Below are 16,742 nucleotides of genomic sequence, written 5' to 3' on the forward strand. Positions count from 1 at the left end.
GCGCCGGGGTCGCTTACCGCATCAAGCGCCCACACTTATCGGCTGTAAATTTTTAAAGATCGTTCGCTGAAACCGCCGTAAAACTTTTTACTATCCGGCGCTTTCTGCGTCGCTGCGTCAGCAGCAGAGAAATGAGATTATGAAGATCGTCAGGTTTTTTGTCAACAGGTTTTTTACTTCGTTTAACCTGTCCGGCACAACCGCTGCCACCCGTAAATCCCCGCCCATTCGGGCCTTCCACTTCCCCCGCGCCTTACTCGAAAGCGCGAAAGACCGGAATTCTAGTGATCCCGGTCCGTTCTTGCAAGCGGTTTTTAAAAAGCCCCGAACGAGACCTCTATGTACCGATCCGGCAGCGCCAGATCATGAGTGACGCTGCATCACGCGTTCGACAATCCGCAGGAAATGATTGAGACCCGGCGTCGGTTTGCCCGCCACCTTGGCAAGATCGTCCCACCGTCGCAGGCGTATTGCATCGTCTGCGTACGGGCGCTGCGCGAACTCACGCGACTGCTCCGCGTTAAAGATGCCGCCCTGCAATTCGAGGCTGCGCACGGAGTCGGCCGACAAAAGACCGAAATACGTGTCATCGGTGGCGCACAGGTGGCGCTTGGCGTCGACGTGCAGCTTGATCGGCTCCAGCACGGCGTCCGGTAAAACCGGGCGCAGGAACGAGAGCACGTAATACTGATGCAGATCGTCGATACCGCGTTTCGTCGGCGTCTCGCCCTGGCGGCTCAGTAAATGGCCCAAATCATGCAGGAACGCAGCCGCCACCAGTTCCTCGCTCGCTCCGGCCTCCTCGGCCAATGCGCCGCTTTGCAGCGCGTGCTCCAGTTGCGTGACCGGCTCACCGCTGTAGGTGAGCGCGCCGTAGCCGTCAAACAGCCCTTTAATATCCGCCAGACTCAGCGCCATCCTTCACTACCCCCTTTTTCGATGGCGACAGCGCGCGCCGCCACCCTCCACATTCGTCGCCGCTCACCACGCGTACGCGCCGCCCTGCGAGCGCATCAGCGCAGCGGCATCGTCGGCGTTACGCGACGCCAACGCATTCAGAATCGCACGGTGCGCCGCATACGATACCTCCATCGTGTCGGCCTCCGGCTGCGTGGTGCGCGACAGGCACAGCTCGCCCACGCATCGTCGATAGGTTTCATGCAGCTTCTGATTGCCCGCGGCGGCAACGAGCGCATCGCGAAACGCATCGCGTGCACGGCCATACGCTGCGCGATCCTCGCGCACGAGCGCGTCTCGCATTGCACCCAGCCACTCGCGCAGCACCGCAACCTGAGCCGCATCGATCCGCGCGGCCAGCATCCTGCACGCCGCCTCTTCGAGAATCGTACGCACCACGCCCAGTTCCGCAGCCTCGGCGACAGAAACGCTGCGCACGAATACGCCGCGATGCTTTTCGTTACGCACGAGCCCCGCCTGCTCCAGCGCGCGGAATGCCTCGCGCACCGGTCCGCGCGAAACCCGCAAGAGCGCCGCCCAGGCCGCCTCGTTGAGCTTGTCGCCCGGCGCGAGCAGGCCTGCCGCGATGCGTCGCTCAATCTCGCCGCGCACGAACTCGCTCAGCGAGTGCTGGTGCGACATCTCAATCGGCGTGACAGCGTCTCGATCAAGCATCGTGCCGTTCGCCCACGACGCGCTGGCGAAGCCCTGCGTGCGGTGCACCATTCATTCGTTTAGTCCGCACGGCGGCGCGGCACCCTTGCCGCGATCAGCAGCAGCGCCGCCAGCGACACGATCAGCAGAATCAGCGAGAGCGCCGACGCCGGCAGGTAATAGCCGCGCTCGACCGCACCCACCACGACGATCGGCACCGTCGCGAATCCCGGCGGATACACCGTGAGCGTCGCGCCGAGTTCGCCGAGCGACAGCGCAAAACCAAGCGCAAGACTCGCGCGGATCGCCGGCACGAGTTGCGGCAGCACGACCCGGCGCAGCACCATCGACGGCGGCGCACCGAGGCTCGCCGCAGCTTCGCGCAGGACGGTCAATTCGGGGCGCAACGCGGCGGCCGTGCAGCGATAGCAGAACGGCAGCACCAGCGCGAGCTGCACGAGCACGACGATCGCGGCGGAACCGGACAGATCCAGCGGCGCCTTGTGATAGGCGATGAGCACAGCGAGACCGAGCACGACGCTCGGCACGCCGTTGGGCACCATTGCAAGCGTATCGACGACCGCACCCAGGCCACGCCGGTCGCGCCCTTCCAGCGCCAGTGCGAGCCAGAGTCCCAGCGCTGTGCCGAGCATCGCCACGCCGAAGCCGACTTCAAGACTCGTTGCGAGTGCATCGAAGTCGCTCGAGCCGAGGCGCTCGAACCAGCGCATGCTGAAGCCATCGGGGAAGATCGTGCCGGACCAGTGCGATGCGACGCTCGACAGCGCCACGACGATCACCGGCAGCACGAAGAGCCAGAAACACAGCAGCGCAGCAAAACCGAGCAGCACGCCGCCTGCGATCCGTGCGGCGAGGTTGCGCTCGACGGGTCTTACGCGGCGATGCAGCGGCGGCAGTGCGATTCGATCGGGATTAGCGGCCATGGCGCACACCTCCCTGGCTGCGGCGGTTCACGCGCCGGTAGAACGCGTAAAGAGAGAGCGACATCGCGAGCATGACGACCGCACCCGCTGCGGCGGTCGGCAGATCGAGGTCGACGGTCGCCGCACTGTAGATCGCAACCGGCAGCGTGACGAGATGCGCGCTGCCGAGCACGAGCAGAATGCCGAACTCGTTGAACGTCAGCAGGAAACACAGAATCGTGCCCGCCGCGATACCCGGCCACGCGAGCGGCAGGATCACGCGCGCGGCCACCGTCCGCGTATTCGCGCCGAGACTGCGCGCAGCTTCGATCAGGCGCATGTCGAGCAGCGCAAATGCGGCGAGCGTCGGGCGCACGACGAATGGCGCGTAAAACACGACTTCCGCGAGAATCACGCCGCCCATGCCGAACAGAAAATCGAGCGGCGGCGCTTGCAGATGAAAGAGGCGCTGCAAGCCGATGCTCACCGAGCCCTGCGAGCCGTACAGGAAGATCAGCGTAAAGGCGACGAGAAACGACGGGAACGCCACGAACAGTTCGAGAAAGCGCGTGACGAGGCGTGCGCCGGGAAACGGCTTGAAGAACAGGATCGCGGCCAGCGCGACGCCGAGCACCGAAGCCACGCCCGCGCTCACACACAGGATCCAGAGCGTCGTGGCGATGACGCCGCGCGTATCGGGGTTGCCGAAGAACGATGCGTACGCATCGAAGCTCAGTCCATGCGCGCCAGTCAGGCTCAACAGCACGAGACGCACGAGCGGGTACACGACAATCGGCCCGAGCACGAACACGAGCAGGAAGGCGATGTGCCATTGTGCGCGCCGCTCGCGGCGGCGTGCGACGACCGCGTGCGCATCGGCGGTGTGCGGCTTCAGGCTCGCCGCTTCAGGGGTGAACAAGGACGACATCGTCTGCCTCGTAACGCAGGGATACGCGCATGCCTTTTTCCGGCATCGCGCCGTGGCCGCGCTGCATGGTGACAAGAACCGGCTCGTTCGGCATCGCATCGAGCAACACCGGCACCGACAGCACCGCGCCATACCATTCGACCGATTCGATCGTGCCGTGCAGCGCGCCTTCGCCAAGCTTCACGATGCGCAGGCTTTCCGGGCGCAGGCAGGCGAGTTTGTCGCGCACGTCGTGGCGCGGATCGCCGACCGGAAACACGATGTTGGGCGGCAGCAGGTTCGCCGCGCCGAGATAGCGCGCGCCGTACGCGTCAGTCGGCGTGTCGTAGAGTTCCTGCGGCGTGCCGAGTTGCGCGATGCGGCCGTCGCGCATCAACAGCGTGCGGTCGGAGAGCACCAGCGCATCGTCCTGGTCATGAGTAACACACACGATGGTCAGGTCGGGCAGACGCTCGTGGAGCGCCTTGAGTTCGGAGCGCACCGAAGCGCGCAGATTGGCGTCGAGCGCCGAAAGCGGCTCGTCGAGCAGCAGCACGTCCGGCTCGATCACGAGCGCGCGTGCAAGCGCCACACGCTGCTGCATGCCGCCCGAAAGTTGCGCGGGCATGACGTGACCCGCGTCGCCGAGCTGCACGAGCTTGAGCGCATCGGCGACGCGGCGGGCGATATCACGCGCCGCCACCTTGCGCGCCTTGAGCCCGAACGCGACGTTCTCGAACACCGTCAAGTGCGGGAAAAGCGCATAGCTCTGAAACAGCAAACCGAGGTTGCGCCGGTGCGGCGGCACATGGGTCAAATCGCGGCCCGCGACGGTGAGCGAGCCGGAAAGTCCATCGGCTTCGATGAATCCCGCGATGAAGCGCAGCAGCGTGGTCTTGCCACAGCCGCTGCGGCCGAGGACGGTCAACAGTTCGCCGCGGCGGATCGTGAGCGACAGATCGTCGAGGACAGTGCGCGTGCCGAAGCGCACGCTCAGATTGTCGATCTGCACACCTGCGGCGCCTGCGGCCTGCAGTGCGCCAATCGCGCCAATCGCACTTGTTTCGCCCGTCATGCCGGACGGCGCAAGGCTTGCGGTATTCACCGGGTTCGTCTCCTGTCGATGGGACTTGGCACTTCAGCGCTTAGTCGCATCCCATGCAAAGCTGTCGATGCGACCTGGCGCTGTAGCGCTTAGTCGCATCCAAAACTATCGACCGGAGCCGGCGCTACGCCCCGACTCCGGTCCCGTACAACGTGACCGACGCACAGCCCGAAGGCTTATTTCGGCTTCACGACCTCGGTCTGCTTGCCCGACGTGCCGATCACTTCGTTCTTCCAGCGCGTGGTCCAGTCAGCCTTTTTCGCCATCACGTGGCTCCAGTCCACCGGAACCAGCTTCACGCCCGCGATCGCCTGCTTGACCGCTTCGCCGTTCTTGCCCGCGAGCGCCACGTCCGTGCGGCCCGGGATGCCGAAAATATCCGGCACCTTCGACTGCACTTCGGTCGACATCAGATAGTCGATCAGCTTCTTGCCTTCAGCCTGGTTCGGGCCGCTCTTGATCAGGCCGATCGCGTACGGCAGCTGGAACGTGGTCGGATGGCCGCTGGCATCGGCTGCGAGAAAGATCGGCTTGAGCGAGAGGCCGCCGTTCGCCGCGTCGTCGAGGTCCATCTGCAGGTCGCCGTTGGCCACCGCGATTTCGTTACGCGAGAGCAGCACGTCGAGATAACCCGTGCCCTTCGTGTGGAACCTGGCGCTCTGTTCGAGCTTCTTCAGATAGTCGAATGCCTTGTCTTCGCCCATCAGCGAAGTCGTCAGGATGATGACGGCCATGCCGTCGCCCGCCGTTGCCGGGTTCGAATACGCAACCTTGCCCGAGTAGTCGGGATGCAGCAGGTCAGCGAACGTCTTCGGCTGGTTCTTCACGACTTCCGGGTTGATCGCGAACGAGAAGTAGTTGTTCACGAACGTTGCCCACGCACCGTCCGACGCCTTCGCGATCGCCGGCACATTCTTGTAGTTCACGCTCTGGTACGACTGCAGCAGGCCGTTCTGCGCCGCCTGCTGGATGAACGGCGGCAGCGTCACGATGACGTCGGCTTTCGGCGAATCCTTTTCGACGTTTGCGCGGTTCACCACTTCGCCGCTACCGGCCGTCACGATGTTGACCTTGACGCCTTCTTTCTTCTCGAAGGCAGGCAGCACGTCGCGGTAGAGATTTTCGAGGCCGTCGGCCGTGTAGAGCACCACTGCGTCGGCAGCGTGCGCGCTCAATGCAAAGCCTTCGAGCATCATTGCGGCCGCAAGCATCGGCAGAAGCTTGCGTGCGAAACCCGCGCGAAGGGGATTCTGGTGGTTCATGTCACTCTCCGAAGGCAAAAACCAGGTTGCTCGGGGATACCCGATGCTTGTGTAGTCGAACGTCGGCGGATCGTGCCGCCTGCTTTTCCCGTGTGCCGCCGCGCGGATTACGGATTGTCTACAATCCGCCCGGCTCGCCTGACGACGATCACTGGCCTGACACGCTGGAAAGCCATCCACGCGGCGCGCAAAACACTGTCAGAACAGGCCCCGCAAGAATCACAGACTTCTATGACAGCGACATGACTTTTGTGGGGTTTTGCAACAAAATCCACAAATTGCCAATTAACGACATATGAGACGGCGCAATGTGCCGCCGCGCAGGCACGCTTTTGTCTACGGAAAAGGGCTGACGAAAGGGCGCGGGCGCGCCGGAACACCGGCTAACGCAAGTGCCAGTGCCACTGCACGTCCGGGAGAGATGAATCTGCCGGGTCGAGATGACCGGCGAATGGAAAGCGCCGCGCGGGCCTCAGGCGACCACCAGTTCCGGCCCGCGCGCAGCGATTGCGCGCGCAAGCGATTTCTCCGGCGCCAGTTCGGTGATGACGTACCGGGCACGCTCGAATCCGTTGATCCGCACCGGCGTCACGCGCCCGAACTTCGAATGATCGGCGACGATGATCGCGCAGCTCGTCGCGAGCAGCATGCGGCTGCGCACTTCCGCGACCATGCGCGAGTAGTCGGTCAGCCAGCCGTCGGCGGTAATGCCGCCCGCGCCGACGAACGCGAAATCGGCGTGATACTGGTCGAGCTGCCGCACGGTGTCGAGGCCGAACGTCGCTTCCTCGTGATCGGAAAGCTCGCCGCCCAGCATCGTCACGCGGTTCTCGTTGCGGCGGCCGAGCAACATGGCGATGCGCCAGTCGTTCGTGTAGACGGTCAGCCGATGGCGGTCGGTGAGCGCGCGCGCCACGGCATGCGGCGTGCTGCCCGAATCGATGATGACCGATGCGCCGTCCTGCACGAACTCGGCGGCGCGTTCGCCGATGGCGCGCTTCGCGCTCGCGTTCGAGGCCTCGCGCACGTCGAGGTCGGGCTCACGCCGGTCGCTGGAGAGTGCGCCGCCGTGCGTGGTGACGAGCAACCCGCGCGCGGCCAGCGTGTTCAGGTCGCGCCGGATCGTTTCGCGCGACACGCTCAGTTCGCGCACGAGGTCCGCCACTGAAATCGCGCCGCTTTTGTTTACCTGCGACAGGATGTATTGGTGACGTTGTTCTGCAAGCATCTTCTCGGTCGGCATCTGGAGCGCGTGGATCCGGAACGCTCGCCGAATATGGTCGCGTGGTCGCCCCGAATGGTCGCCGTATTGTATTACGCAGGTACGCACATCCTGCTTCGCACGATGCAGCACGCGCCTCACGCCCCTTTACGCCAGCCCTCTTGCACACCCTGCTTGCACACCCTTTTTGCACATCGGGCAAGGTTTCCCGGCGCGGCGGCACTGCCATCGCGTGTCTATCCCTGCTACTCTCGCCCTTTGCCGTGCGCGCTCGCGAATGGCACGCGCCCCATCGACTGCTGCGCCAATGCGATCACTATTTCGTCAACTCCGGCTGCTCTTTTGTGCGCTGCGCTATGGCGTCAGGCTGATCTGGCTCGCCGCGCCCGAGCATCACAAGCTGCACTGGTTCGTCTCGCTCGCGTCACGCATGCGCGACGATGCGCGCCTCACCGCGAGCCTGCACGGCGCGCTGCCGCGCCTCGCACCGCTTGCGGCGGTGTTTGCGCAGACGCTCGCGACACGCCCCGACCTCGCCGCGATGACGCTGCACGACAGCATCGAAGCCCTCGAACACTTCGACGCCCCGCTCACGCCCGATGCGCTCGATTCGGCGCTGCATGCCGCGCTCGGCAAGCCGCCGCATACGTTGTTCGCGTCGATCGACCCCACGCCGATCCATCACGGCTGGTGCGAACAGACGCACATCGCGCGGCTCGCGCTGCCGCTCAACGGCCATCAGACAGTGACGCTGCGCGTGCTGCGCGCCGACCACATCGAGGAAGTCGACGAGGATGCCATGCTGCTGTGCGTCGTCGCGCGCTGGTTCGAGCGGTTCTCGCGCGCGGCGCGCACGCTGCAGCTGCACGACCTGGCGCTCGATCTGCGCAATGACCTGCAACACCGCTTCGATCTGCGTGCACAGGCGGCGAATATGAGCCAGTCGGGCCACCAGCTCGAGAGGAATCCGCGCGTCGTCGTGCCCGACGTGATCTGGGACTTGTGCACGCCGCACACGCTTGCGGTCCAGCACATCGACTCGGTGCCGGTTACCGACGTCGCCGGTCTCGCCGGGCATCGCATCAACGCGGCGCACGTCGCCATGCATCTGGTCGAAGTCGTCACGCAGCAGGCTTTCGAGCACGGATTCTTTCATGCGACGCTGGACGCGCGCCGCATCGCGGTCAGCATCGAGCCGCCGACGCTCGGACGCCTCGTGTTCGCGGGATCGACGCTGATGACGAGCCTTTCGTCGCCGGAGCGCGAGTTCTTCGTCCACGGCGCGACGGCGCTGTTCCAGCAGGACTATGGCAGGCTCGCCGATCTGCACAGCGCCGCCGGGCACGTTCCCGCGCACGCGCGCACGGAACAGATCGAGGCGGAACTGCGCACGCGCTCGGAGTCGCACTTCGCGGACGCCGCCGACACGCGCAGCGCGGGCGACCTGTTCCATCATTTGCTGCACGTGGTGCAGCCGTTCGGCGGTTCCGTGTCGCCGCGACTCGCCGCCGCGCAGCGCGCGTTTGCCCAGGCCGAGGAACTGGCGCGCACGATTCATCCGGACGTCGACGCCTGGGGCATCGCCGAGCGCACGCTCGCCGGCATTGCGCAGCGCGATCTCGATCATCGCGGCTGGATCCGGCGGCTATCGCAGGAATTCCCGCATCTCGCGCAGGTCGCGCCGCGCGTGCCGCAGCTCGTTTTTCACTACCTCCAGCATCGTGCGAAGACGCCGGGCATCCACGGCGCGGCCACGGCTGGCGCGCGTACCGGCGTCGTGGCCGGGTTGATCCGCGAGCAACGGCGCACGCGCGCCTGGCTATTGGCCTGCGCGCTGTGCGGCGCCGCACTTGGTGCGGCGGCAATCCTGTACGGCTTTTGACTGCGCCGCTCAATCCGCCTGATCGCCGCCCACGGGCACCTTCGCGCGCGCCTTGCTGCCGGGCGCGGGCGACCACGCCGGACGCGTCTTCCGTTCCGAATCGACGACGACGATAAAGCGGCCCGCCCACGGCGTGACCACCCGGTCCGAGTGCAGCACCCAGAGCGATTTGCCCGATGCGGCGAGCGCCTCGTATTCGGCGTCGATGATGCCGTGGTGATCGAGGAACACATTGAGCGATGCCGGTATCCGCACGCAGCCCTTCGAGTGGCGGATGCCGAGCAGCGGTTCGAGCCGGTCCGGATCGGTGGCGTGCATCTGGAAGCGCATCTGCGAAACGCCGCCTTTGCCCCAGCCGCGTTCGCCATCCACCCAGCCCAGATCGTAGATGCGCATGTCGCGCCGGCCGTAGCCGCGTATGCCGTTCTGGTTCATCGTGCCTTCCGCACGAAAGTCCATGTTGGCGGGCGTGTGCTCGAATACGCCGAGCGGCGTGAGGAAATGGTCGAACTCGCCGGGCCGCCCCGTCGCGACCGGCGACGCGCCGATCATGAGCCACGGCTCGCCGGGCGAGGCGCGAAAGTAGATGAAGAGCGCCTGAACGTTCGCGTTGCGATCGACGAGGACCACGAATTCGCCCGCCAGCGCGCCGAGGTTATGGTCGTCGAGCGCCGCCTGAAGGCGCGCGCCGTAGGCGCGCTGGTCGGCGAGCGGCACGCGTAACCGGCGCGTCACCTCGCGTGCAAAAACGGCGCGCATCCGCAACGCGGCGTGCGTCTCCTCGACATCCTGGGCGTGAGTCAGCGCCGCATGTTCGGGAAGCTTGAGCACGGCGGGTGCGGACGCCGGAGCGGGCGTGGAAGCCGGTGCGCCAACCGAAGCGGCGTTGCCGGAAGGCGCCGTGGCGGGCGAGGCGGGCAAAGGCGCGGATGCCGGGGCCGACGCTGTTCGCGCCGCCGATGCCGCCGATGCCGCCGCCGACATTGCCAGCCCGTTCGCGGCCTGCACCGCGCCCGACGCCACGTGCGCGGCAGAGGCCGGTGTCGCGCCTGCGACCGGCGCCGCGCCCGCAGCCCACCACACGCAAGCTGCGGCACAGAGCGCGCGGCGCGCGAACGATGACCGGCGCACCTTGAGTTGCTGAAGTCGTGTCGGCGCGCCCGGCCGAATGTCTGCATTCATATTTGTGCCGGGCGGGCGCGAGATTTTTTTGTTCATCGCGAGTGCGGCCTGATTATGGGTATTGTGCGGATTCGGATGCATCGTGACGGTTGTGGGGCCGCGCAACGGCGCAGCCCCGTCGAGGATGGCGATCCACGATCACTCACCATTAAACCAGACAACGCCTATATGCCGCGTGGCGTTGTCGCCGGTCTTGCCAGGAGCCGTCAATGGATTTCACACCCGACGCTGGCGATACGCTCGCCCAGCAACAACTCATCGCGGCACTGGGCGTTGCGCCCGACGCCGATGCGATGCTCGCGTCGCTGCAGGCCGGTGGATTCGCGTTCGCCGACGCGGTGCAGCAGGACTTCGTGCGCGGCAATATCAAGGCGCGGCAACGGATGATTGCGCAATACGCGGTGGCGGGTGAGCGCGCGGGTCTCGTGATCGGGACCGACCACGCGGCGGAATCGCTGATGGGTTTCTTTACGAAGTTCGGGGACGGTGGCGCGGACGTGCTGCCGCTCGCGGGCCTGTGAACAAGCGCCGCGTGCGCGCACTCGCGCGGGCGCTGGGTGCACCGAAGCGTCTCGTGAACAAGACGCCGACGGATCAGCGCTGCGGCTGCGGCGCCTCGCCGTCGAACGGCTGTGCGCTGACCCTCAGCGCAACGCCCGCAAAACGGCGGCCCTGAAGTTCGCGCGCCACCGCCTCGGCGATGTACGGTATGTCGGCATTCAGTTCCAGGTCCGCGTGTGCGTTCGGCGTACCGGCGTCGTAGACCGTCACACCTTTCGCGTAGTGGCCGAGTTCGCGCACGAAAAACTCGCGGACATCTTGCTCACTACAGGATTCGGGGACATTCCAGACGGTGAGATGCATGACGGCCTACCGGCGATAACGCGGGCGATCCGCGCGCACACGGACCGGTTGCAGGCTCGCACGAGCACGCGCCTGAGTCCACGCTGCCCGTCCAAGCACAGCCGCAACAGACAGCAGCAACAAAGTGGACACGACCATTTTGCACCTCCTCTTCTTGATGAATGTCAGGATATGCCTAACGCGCCGCCACTGCTCTGCGGCATATTGTCGTGAAGCTGTAGCAGGGCCGGTCGATCGCGTCGTCACGGCACGGCCGGATCGCGCGCGCATCGGTTGACTGCCGGTTTCGCGCAGCGGCGCAGCCAGGAGATCGGCAATGCCCGTCGCAGGAAACAGTGGCGCAATGTGTCGCACTTGCACGATGCGAATTGAATGGCCGTCGCCGCAGCGTTGCAACAGATTAAAAGCCGCCGTGAAAATTGCGATCCAATCCCAATAGTTGCGGCGCGCACGATGCCACATTTCCGTCGCGGCTGATTCGGAACCTCGCGCGCAACCTCGGGATTTCACACGAGAAATCAGATTAGGAATGCGACGTTAATTACGGCGTGTACGGCCTGCGCGATCGGAGTCACGACGACGCATTACTCATCGTGAACTGTCGCAACAGCGCGGCGCGCGTGCAAAATCGACCGATGGCTCAATGGCAGCGACATGTCCGATAGCGCATAATGATTCGCCCGTTAGCTCCGGCTCGGAGCACGGCGTGCACAATCGAAGACACGAGGAATACCCATGTCCATTTCCATGTTTCAAGCTTCGGTACCCGTCCTGGTCCGCGGCCTCACCAATTTGCAAGCGATCATCGGCAAGGCGCAGGCGCATGCGTCCGAAAAGCAGATCGACCCGACTGTGCTGACCGGCGCGCGGCTCTTCCCCGACATGCTGCCGCTCTCGCGTCAGATCCACATCGCGACCGACACCGCCAAGGGCTGCGCAGCGCGCCTCGCGGGCGTGGAAGCGCCGAAGTTCGACGATGTCGAAGTGACGTTCGACGAACTCCACACGCGCATCCAGAAGACCATCGACTATCTCCAGACATTCAAGCCCGAGCAGATCGACGGTACGGAAGAGCACGCCATCACGCTCAAAATGCGCACCGGCCCGATCGAGTTCACCGGCCTGAATTACCTGCTGACGTTCGTGCTGCCCAATTTCTATTTCCACATCACGACCGCGTACGACATCCTGCGTCACAACGGCGTGGAAATCGGCAAGCTCGATTACCTCGGCCGGCAATAAAGACTGAAGGAAGCGTAACGCGCGCTGCCCGCCCAGGGCGGCGCAGCTTCGCCGAAACGGCGAAAAAGGGCGGCGCGTTGCGCGCCGTCGCTCAATTCACCGCTTATTCCGCTGCTTATTCCACCGCTCAGTCCGCGGTTTAATCGAGCGTCAAGCGCACCGCAAAACCAAAGAGTGCGGACGAAAACGCCCACTTCTGCAGGGTCTGTGCAAGCGGGTGCTTGCGCAACCACACGGCAATGCGCGCCGCCCCGAGGACGTAAATCACGTCGAACAGCGCACACACGATCACGAGCAGAACGCCCAGTTGGAGCACCTGAAGCCAAACCGAGCCCGCCTGCGGCCGGATGAACTGCGGCAGCAACACCGAGCAGAACAGCAACGCCTTGGGATTGAGCAGGTTCGTGAGCAGGCCCTTCAGAAAGTCAGCGCGGCGCGAGCGCGTGGCAGGCATGGCCGCATCCACGGGTAGCGCAAACACCGGCGCCCGGAAAATCTGCACGGCCACCCAGACCAAATAGGCCGCTCCGGCATAGCGCACGACTTCGTAGAGCCACGGCGCGTTACGCAGCAGCGCGGCGAGCCCGCACGCCGAGAGCGTCACGTGCGTCGTGCGGGCAACGCCCAAACCGCAAGCCGCCGCGAATCCGCTTTTTGTGCCGCGACTCATGCTGGTCTGCATCACAAGCGCCATGTCTGCGCCTGGCATTGCGCAGACGACGATCAGAGCGATGATGAACATGAGCAACAGGTGGGCGGAAATCATGATGGCCTCGTTTGAAAGAGGCTCTATCTTGCCGCTATTGGTGGAGGGATTTCTGGCGATTTTCGTTTTCGTCGCAGCCATTTTTAGCGCAATGCACTAATATTCAGGCTTCACCAAAGGATAAGCACTCGCACCCAATGAGCGAACCCGACAAACTCGACCGGGCGATCCTCGGCGCGCTGCAAAAAGACGGGCGCATGCCGAATGCACGACTCGCAGAAACGGTTGGCCTGAGCGAAACGCCGTGCGCGCGCCGCCTCAAACGGCTCGAACAGGATGGCTATATCGAGCGCTACCGTGCCGTGCTCTCGCGCCGTGCGCTCGGTTATGGCGTCTTCGCGTTCGTGCTCGTGCGTTTTGCGGTGCACGACCGCGCGCTCGCGGACCGTTTCGAGCGTGAAGTCTGTGCGATTGAGCGTATCCTGTCGTGCCATAACGTTTCCGGCACCGCGGACTACATTCTGCAGATCGTCGCAACCGATCTCGACGACTACGGCACATTCATGCGCGACCAGTTGCGCAGCCTGCCGGGCGTGACGTCGGTGGAATCGTCGCTGTCGTTGCGCGAAGTAAAGGCCGACGGCGGCCTGCCCTTGCCGTGAGCGCCGCCCTACCCGGCGAATCCCATTTGAAACCGGAGTTTTCGATGAATCCAGAACAGGCGCGAGCCGAAGAATCCCAAGCCATGGAGCGCGTCCTGACCGCCACGCAGCGGGTCAAGTCGGCGTTCGCATCGTTGCAGTCGCAGTTTCTCCCAGAGGGCGATGGCCGCCCGTCGCAGTTCGCGCTGACGACCTTCGACGCCGCGCTGCAGGAACTCGAAGACGCCCAGGCAGCGTTCGACGAACTGCTCAACGATTTGCTGGACGGAAACCGCTGATTCCGGAACCGGCTTTCTGTGCCCCAACCTGGCAGGAGGCGCGCCAAAGCGCGCCTCTCGCTCAACGCCCGCGTTGCCGCACGAATGCGGCAATCCGGTCGCATGCCTCGACAAGCCGGGTTTCATCCACGACGAATCCCAGCCGCACGTAGCCGCTCGCCGTTTCCCCGAATGCGCTCGCATTGAGCACCGACACCTTTTGGGCATTAAAGAGTTGCCACGTAAAGTCGTGCGTATCGAGACCGGTGCCGCGCACGTCGATCATCATGAACATGCCCGCCTCGGGCAACAGGCAATTCAGCTCCGGCACACTGCCGAGCCGCTCGTAGACAACGTCGCGCCGCCGCCGGTAAATCCCGCGCATATCCGAAACAATCTGCGCGCGATTATCGAGCGCCGTTAGCGCCGCTTCCTGAATAAAACCCGGCAGGCCGTAGAGCATGCACAGTGTCAGCCGCCCGAGATGGCCGATCAGCGTCTGCGGCGCGATTGCCCAGCCAAGGCGCCAGCCCGGCATCGCATGCGATTTGGACAGACTGCCGAGCGTGACGGTGCGCTCCGCCATGCCGTCGAGCGACGCAATGCTCACGTGTTCGCGCTCGAACGTGAGGTCGGCGTAGACCTCATCGGAAACGACCCACAGGTCGTGTGCTTTCGCGATCCGCGCGATGCGCTCCAGATCCTCGCGCGGCATCACGACGCCGGTCGGATTGCACGGCGTCGCGAAGAAAATCGCCCGCGTGCGCGGTGTAACCGCGGCCTCCAGCGCATCGCAGTCGAGATGAAAACCGCGCGCAGGATCGACCGGCACCGGCACGAGCGTCGCGCCCGAGGCACGAATGGCGGCCTCGTAGGTGAGATACATCGGCTCGGGCACGAGTACCTCGTCGCCCGCTTCGCACAGACACAAAGACGCTGCGAACAAGCCGTTTTGCGCGCCCGCGCAGAGCATCACATTGTCCTTGTCGACCGCGCAACCGCTACGCAATGTGTGCTCGCGCGCAATGGCCGCACGCAACGGTGCGCGGCCCATGATGGCCGAATAGTGCGTATCGCCTTCGCGCAGCGCAGCGACCGCGCGCTCGACGATGATGTCCGGCGTGGCGAAATCGGGATCGCCCACGCTCAGCACGATCACGTCTTCACCGCGTTCACTTGCCTGCACGGCAGCCTGGTGGATTTCCCACGCCGTCGTCCTTCTTCCCTGCAACCGCTCGACCAGATTCGAATATTTCATCGCTCGCGATTCCTTGCGGCGCGGCCAGCCCGGGCCGCCGCGCTGGTTCGTTCAAATCGTTGCCCGGACAGGCATTGTGCCCCGAGACGATTGGAGCGCGCAAAGCGCAGGCGTCGCTCATGCGCACCGCAGCCGACCTTCGCACCGAGCGTGGAGGAACGAAACGTCAATCCCGCTGCGGCGCGCCGAGGGGAAAGAACGACCGGAACGGCCGCGCTTCTTCCACCGCCCGTGCGAAGGATGGTCGCGCAAGCAAGCGTGCACGATAGGCGCGCAGCACCGGAAGGGTTTCCGGAATCGGGTACGTCCAGTCCGCATAAAAAAGCGCGGGAGATGCGGCACAGTCCGCGAGCGTGAATTCCGTTCCAGCCGCCCACTCGCGGCCCGCAAGCTGTCCTTCGAGCCACGCATAGGCGAGATCCAGCTTCTTCGCCGCGAAGGCCAGTCCCTCCTCACGCCTCGCCGGGTCCCCCGTCAATGCACCGTCCACCGCACGCTGCATGGGTGTCATGACGTGCAGATCGAAGAAGCGATCGAGAAAACGCACGTCCAGCGCCTTCATTGGGTCCGTGGGCAGCAAGCGCAGCGGTCCTGGGTGCGTGAACTGCAAATATTCGATGATGATGCTCGTTTCGACGATGTTGCGCTCGCCGTCCACCAGCAGCGGAAACTTGTGCAACGGCCAGCGCTGCAGCCACTCGGCCGAGTGTTCCGGCTCATCCGGCCCGAGACAACGAAACTCGAATGGCATGTTGTTCTCATACAGCGCAACGAGCACCTTCTGTGTGTACGAGGAGAAAGGGTGACCATAAAGCACGAGCGGCATCTCGACACCTCCAGATTCGGACGGGTTGCGATTGGACGGCGATTGGACGGCGATTGAACCATGCGCCGGTCGCACGGAGATTGCAAGTCGCTTCGTCTTTCACGCGATGTCGTGCTGCGCGCGGTTTGGAAACAAACCACACTCACGCCGGACTCAGGGATGCGGACGAAAGCAATACGCCAGAACGACTTGCAATGCGCGCAAGCTGCACGCTGTTGTCCGCACCGAACTTGCGGCGAATCGCCGATTGATGGTTTGCCACCGTCTTCTGGCTCACACCGAGCCTCTCGGCGATGTGACGCAGCGTATAACCTTGCACGAGCAACCTCAGCACCTCGAACTCGCGCGCCGAAAGACGCCTGTGCGGTAGTCCTTCGCGAAGCGCGTCGTTGGCCGACCGCGCATGTGCCACGTCGGCACTCAGGTACCGCACGCCGCGCGCCACCGCATGAACCGCTTCGACCAGCACGTCCGGCGCACTGGATTTCGTCACGTAGCCGGTCGCGCCCGCATCGAGTGCGCGGCGCACAAAGACCGAATCCTCGTGAACGCTGAAGATCAGGATGCGCGCCGCGCTATCGCGCGCGAGCATGCGGCGCATCGCCTCGATCCCGCTGGTCCCCGGCAGCGAGATGTCCATGATGACCACCTCGGGCTGCAATACGCAAAAGCGTTGATACGCCACGGCCGCATCTGCGGCCTCACCGCACACGCGCATGCCAGGTTCGAGGTCAAGCAGCCGCCGGTACCCTTCGCGCACAACTGCATGATCGTCGACGAGGAGTACTGAAATGCATGGTTGCACTTTGTGAGGCTCCTACGAGATGGAGGCT

The 16,742-nt window shown here is 64.5% G+C and carries 17 protein-coding genes and 1 pseudogene; 5 read left to right on the forward strand and 13 right to left on the reverse strand.

The features are described 5' to 3' along the window. Positions 1-363: 363 nt before the first annotated feature. The 7 genes from ACFPTO_RS08140 to ACFPTO_RS08170 form a co-directional block, all read right to left on the reverse strand. A complete protein-coding gene (locus ACFPTO_RS08140; RefSeq protein ID WP_377710711.1) occupies positions 364-918 on the reverse strand; it encodes a phosphonate degradation HD-domain oxygenase in 555 nt (184 codons plus the stop codon). Between the two features lie 63 nt (positions 919-981). Beyond that, positions 982-1,632, reverse strand: a complete 651-nt coding sequence (locus ACFPTO_RS08145; protein ID WP_377711010.1) for a GntR family transcriptional regulator — start codon at positions 1,630-1,632, stop codon at positions 982-984. A 59-nt stretch (positions 1,633-1,691) separates the two neighbouring features. Next, positions 1,692-2,555 (reverse strand): 2-aminoethylphosphonate ABC transport system, membrane component PhnV, encoded by an 864-nt coding sequence (phnV, locus tag ACFPTO_RS08150; RefSeq protein WP_377710712.1) that lies wholly within the window; start codon positions 2,553-2,555, stop codon positions 1,692-1,694. Beyond that, the gene (locus ACFPTO_RS08155; RefSeq protein ID WP_377710714.1) at positions 2,545-3,462 is read right to left on the reverse strand and encodes a 2-aminoethylphosphonate ABC transporter permease subunit; all 918 of its coding nucleotides are present in this window, start codon (positions 3,460-3,462) and stop codon (positions 2,545-2,547) included. The genes phnV and ACFPTO_RS08155 overlap by 11 nt, the downstream gene beginning before the upstream one ends. Next, positions 3,440-4,546, reverse strand: a complete 1,107-nt coding sequence (gene phnT, locus ACFPTO_RS08160) for a 2-aminoethylphosphonate ABC transport system ATP-binding subunit PhnT (RefSeq protein WP_377710716.1) — start codon at positions 4,544-4,546, stop codon at positions 3,440-3,442. The genes ACFPTO_RS08155 and phnT overlap by 23 nt, the downstream gene beginning before the upstream one ends. Before the next feature lie 176 nt (positions 4,547-4,722). Further along, entirely contained in the window at positions 4,723-5,808 is a 1,086-nt protein-coding gene (gene phnS, locus ACFPTO_RS08165) for a 2-aminoethylphosphonate ABC transporter substrate-binding protein (RefSeq protein WP_377710717.1), read from the reverse strand. 472 nt (positions 5,809-6,280) lie between these two features. Continuing rightward, positions 6,281-7,036: a DeoR/GlpR family DNA-binding transcription regulator gene (locus ACFPTO_RS08170; RefSeq protein WP_377711011.1), complete on the reverse strand. Its 756-nt coding sequence runs from the start codon at positions 7,034-7,036 to the stop codon at positions 6,281-6,283. Between the two features lie 301 nt (positions 7,037-7,337). Between ACFPTO_RS08170 and ACFPTO_RS08175 the strand changes: the two genes are divergently transcribed. Further along, a complete protein-coding gene (locus tag ACFPTO_RS08175) occupies positions 7,338-8,912 on the forward strand; it encodes an ABC1 kinase family protein (RefSeq protein WP_377710718.1) in 1,575 nt (524 codons plus the stop codon). A 9-nt stretch (positions 8,913-8,921) separates the two neighbouring features. Here the strand turns inward: ACFPTO_RS08175 and ACFPTO_RS08180 are convergent, their stop codons facing one another. After that, entirely contained in the window at positions 8,922-10,094 is a 1,173-nt protein-coding gene (locus ACFPTO_RS08180; RefSeq protein ID WP_377710720.1) for a L,D-transpeptidase, read from the reverse strand. Between the two features lie 272 nt (positions 10,095-10,366). Here ACFPTO_RS08180 and nadE point away from each other — a divergent pair. Continuing rightward, positions 10,367-10,686 (forward strand): annotated as a pseudogene (gene nadE, locus ACFPTO_RS08185) (NAD(+) synthase); the annotation flags it as partial. Between the two features lie 2 nt (positions 10,687-10,688). Here the strand turns inward: nadE and ACFPTO_RS08190 are convergent. Then, entirely contained in the window at positions 10,689-10,958 is a 270-nt protein-coding gene (locus ACFPTO_RS08190; protein WP_377710721.1) for an RNA-binding protein, read from the reverse strand. 735 nt (positions 10,959-11,693) lie between these two features. Here ACFPTO_RS08190 and ACFPTO_RS08195 point away from each other — a divergent pair. Beyond that, positions 11,694-12,200 (forward strand): DUF1993 domain-containing protein, encoded by a 507-nt coding sequence (locus ACFPTO_RS08195; RefSeq protein ID WP_377710722.1) that lies wholly within the window; start codon positions 11,694-11,696, stop codon positions 12,198-12,200. A 139-nt stretch (positions 12,201-12,339) separates the two neighbouring features. Here the strand turns inward: ACFPTO_RS08195 and ACFPTO_RS08200 are convergent, their stop codons facing one another. Continuing rightward, positions 12,340-12,966: a LysE family translocator gene (locus ACFPTO_RS08200; RefSeq protein WP_377710724.1), complete on the reverse strand. Its 627-nt coding sequence runs from the start codon at positions 12,964-12,966 to the stop codon at positions 12,340-12,342. A gap of 137 nt (positions 12,967-13,103) precedes the next feature. Here ACFPTO_RS08200 and ACFPTO_RS08205 point away from each other — a divergent pair, with 137 nt between their 5' ends. Both ACFPTO_RS08205 and ACFPTO_RS08210 read left to right on the forward strand, forming a co-directional pair. Continuing rightward, entirely contained in the window at positions 13,104-13,568 is a 465-nt protein-coding gene (locus ACFPTO_RS08205; RefSeq protein WP_293033013.1) for an Lrp/AsnC family transcriptional regulator, read from the forward strand. Positions 13,569-13,612: 44 nt separating this feature from the next. Continuing rightward, complete coding sequence (locus ACFPTO_RS08210) at positions 13,613-13,846, forward strand: hypothetical protein (protein WP_377710726.1); 234 nt, start codon at positions 13,613-13,615, stop codon at positions 13,844-13,846. Between the two features lie 61 nt (positions 13,847-13,907). On the opposite strand, the gene ACFPTO_RS08215 is transcribed toward ACFPTO_RS08210, so the two are convergent. The 3 genes from ACFPTO_RS08215 to ACFPTO_RS08225 form a co-directional block, all read right to left on the reverse strand. Next, positions 13,908-15,083, reverse strand: a complete 1,176-nt coding sequence (locus ACFPTO_RS08215; RefSeq protein ID WP_377710728.1) for a pyridoxal phosphate-dependent aminotransferase — start codon at positions 15,081-15,083, stop codon at positions 13,908-13,910. Between the two features lie 166 nt (positions 15,084-15,249). Beyond that, positions 15,250-15,909 (reverse strand): glutathione S-transferase family protein, encoded by a 660-nt coding sequence (locus ACFPTO_RS08220; protein ID WP_377710730.1) that lies wholly within the window; start codon positions 15,907-15,909, stop codon positions 15,250-15,252. Between the two features lie 142 nt (positions 15,910-16,051). Beyond that, positions 16,052-16,714: a response regulator gene (locus tag ACFPTO_RS08225; protein WP_377710731.1), complete on the reverse strand. Its 663-nt coding sequence runs from the start codon at positions 16,712-16,714 to the stop codon at positions 16,052-16,054. Positions 16,715-16,742 lie beyond the last annotated feature (28 nt).

The sequence above is a fragment of the Paraburkholderia denitrificans genome (genome assembly GCF_042655705.1).
GTDB lineage: Bacteria > Pseudomonadota > Gammaproteobacteria > Burkholderiales > Burkholderiaceae > Paraburkholderia > Paraburkholderia denitrificans.

Excerpts from the sequence above, each read along its gene's own strand:
- ACFPTO_RS08140 (WP_377710711.1), bottom strand. The coding sequence starts at position 918 with ATGGCGCTGAGTCTGGCGGATATTAAAGGGCTGTTTGACGGCTACGGC.
- ACFPTO_RS08215 (WP_377710728.1), bottom strand. The coding sequence starts at position 15,083 with ATGAAATATTCGAATCTGGTCGAGCGGTTGCAGGGAAGAAGGACGACG.
- ACFPTO_RS08205 (WP_293033013.1), top strand. The coding sequence starts at position 13,104 with ATGAGCGAACCCGACAAACTCGACCGGGCGATCCTCGGCGCGCTGCAA.
- ACFPTO_RS08190 (WP_377710721.1), bottom strand. The coding sequence starts at position 10,958 with ATGCATCTCACCGTCTGGAATGTCCCCGAATCCTGTAGTGAGCAAGAT.
- ACFPTO_RS08145 (WP_377711010.1), bottom strand. The coding sequence starts at position 1,632 with ATGCTTGATCGAGACGCTGTCACGCCGATTGAGATGTCGCACCAGCAC.
- phnV (WP_377710712.1), bottom strand. The coding sequence starts at position 2,555 with ATGGCCGCTAATCCCGATCGAATCGCACTGCCGCCGCTGCATCGCCGC.
- ACFPTO_RS08210 (WP_377710726.1), top strand. The coding sequence starts at position 13,613 with ATGAATCCAGAACAGGCGCGAGCCGAAGAATCCCAAGCCATGGAGCGC.
- phnS (WP_377710717.1), bottom strand. The coding sequence starts at position 5,808 with ATGAACCACCAGAATCCCCTTCGCGCGGGTTTCGCACGCAAGCTTCTG.
- ACFPTO_RS08175 (WP_377710718.1), top strand. The coding sequence starts at position 7,338 with ATGCGATCACTATTTCGTCAACTCCGGCTGCTCTTTTGTGCGCTGCGC.
- ACFPTO_RS08220 (WP_377710730.1), bottom strand. The coding sequence starts at position 15,909 with ATGCCGCTCGTGCTTTATGGTCACCCTTTCTCCTCGTACACACAGAAG.
- ACFPTO_RS08200 (WP_377710724.1), bottom strand. The coding sequence starts at position 12,966 with ATGATTTCCGCCCACCTGTTGCTCATGTTCATCATCGCTCTGATCGTC.
- ACFPTO_RS08155 (WP_377710714.1), bottom strand. The coding sequence starts at position 3,462 with ATGTCGTCCTTGTTCACCCCTGAAGCGGCGAGCCTGAAGCCGCACACC.
- ACFPTO_RS08170 (WP_377711011.1), bottom strand. The coding sequence starts at position 7,036 with ATGCTTGCAGAACAACGTCACCAATACATCCTGTCGCAGGTAAACAAA.
- ACFPTO_RS08195 (WP_377710722.1), top strand. The coding sequence starts at position 11,694 with ATGTCCATTTCCATGTTTCAAGCTTCGGTACCCGTCCTGGTCCGCGGC.
- ACFPTO_RS08180 (WP_377710720.1), bottom strand. The coding sequence starts at position 10,094 with ATGAATGCAGACATTCGGCCGGGCGCGCCGACACGACTTCAGCAACTC.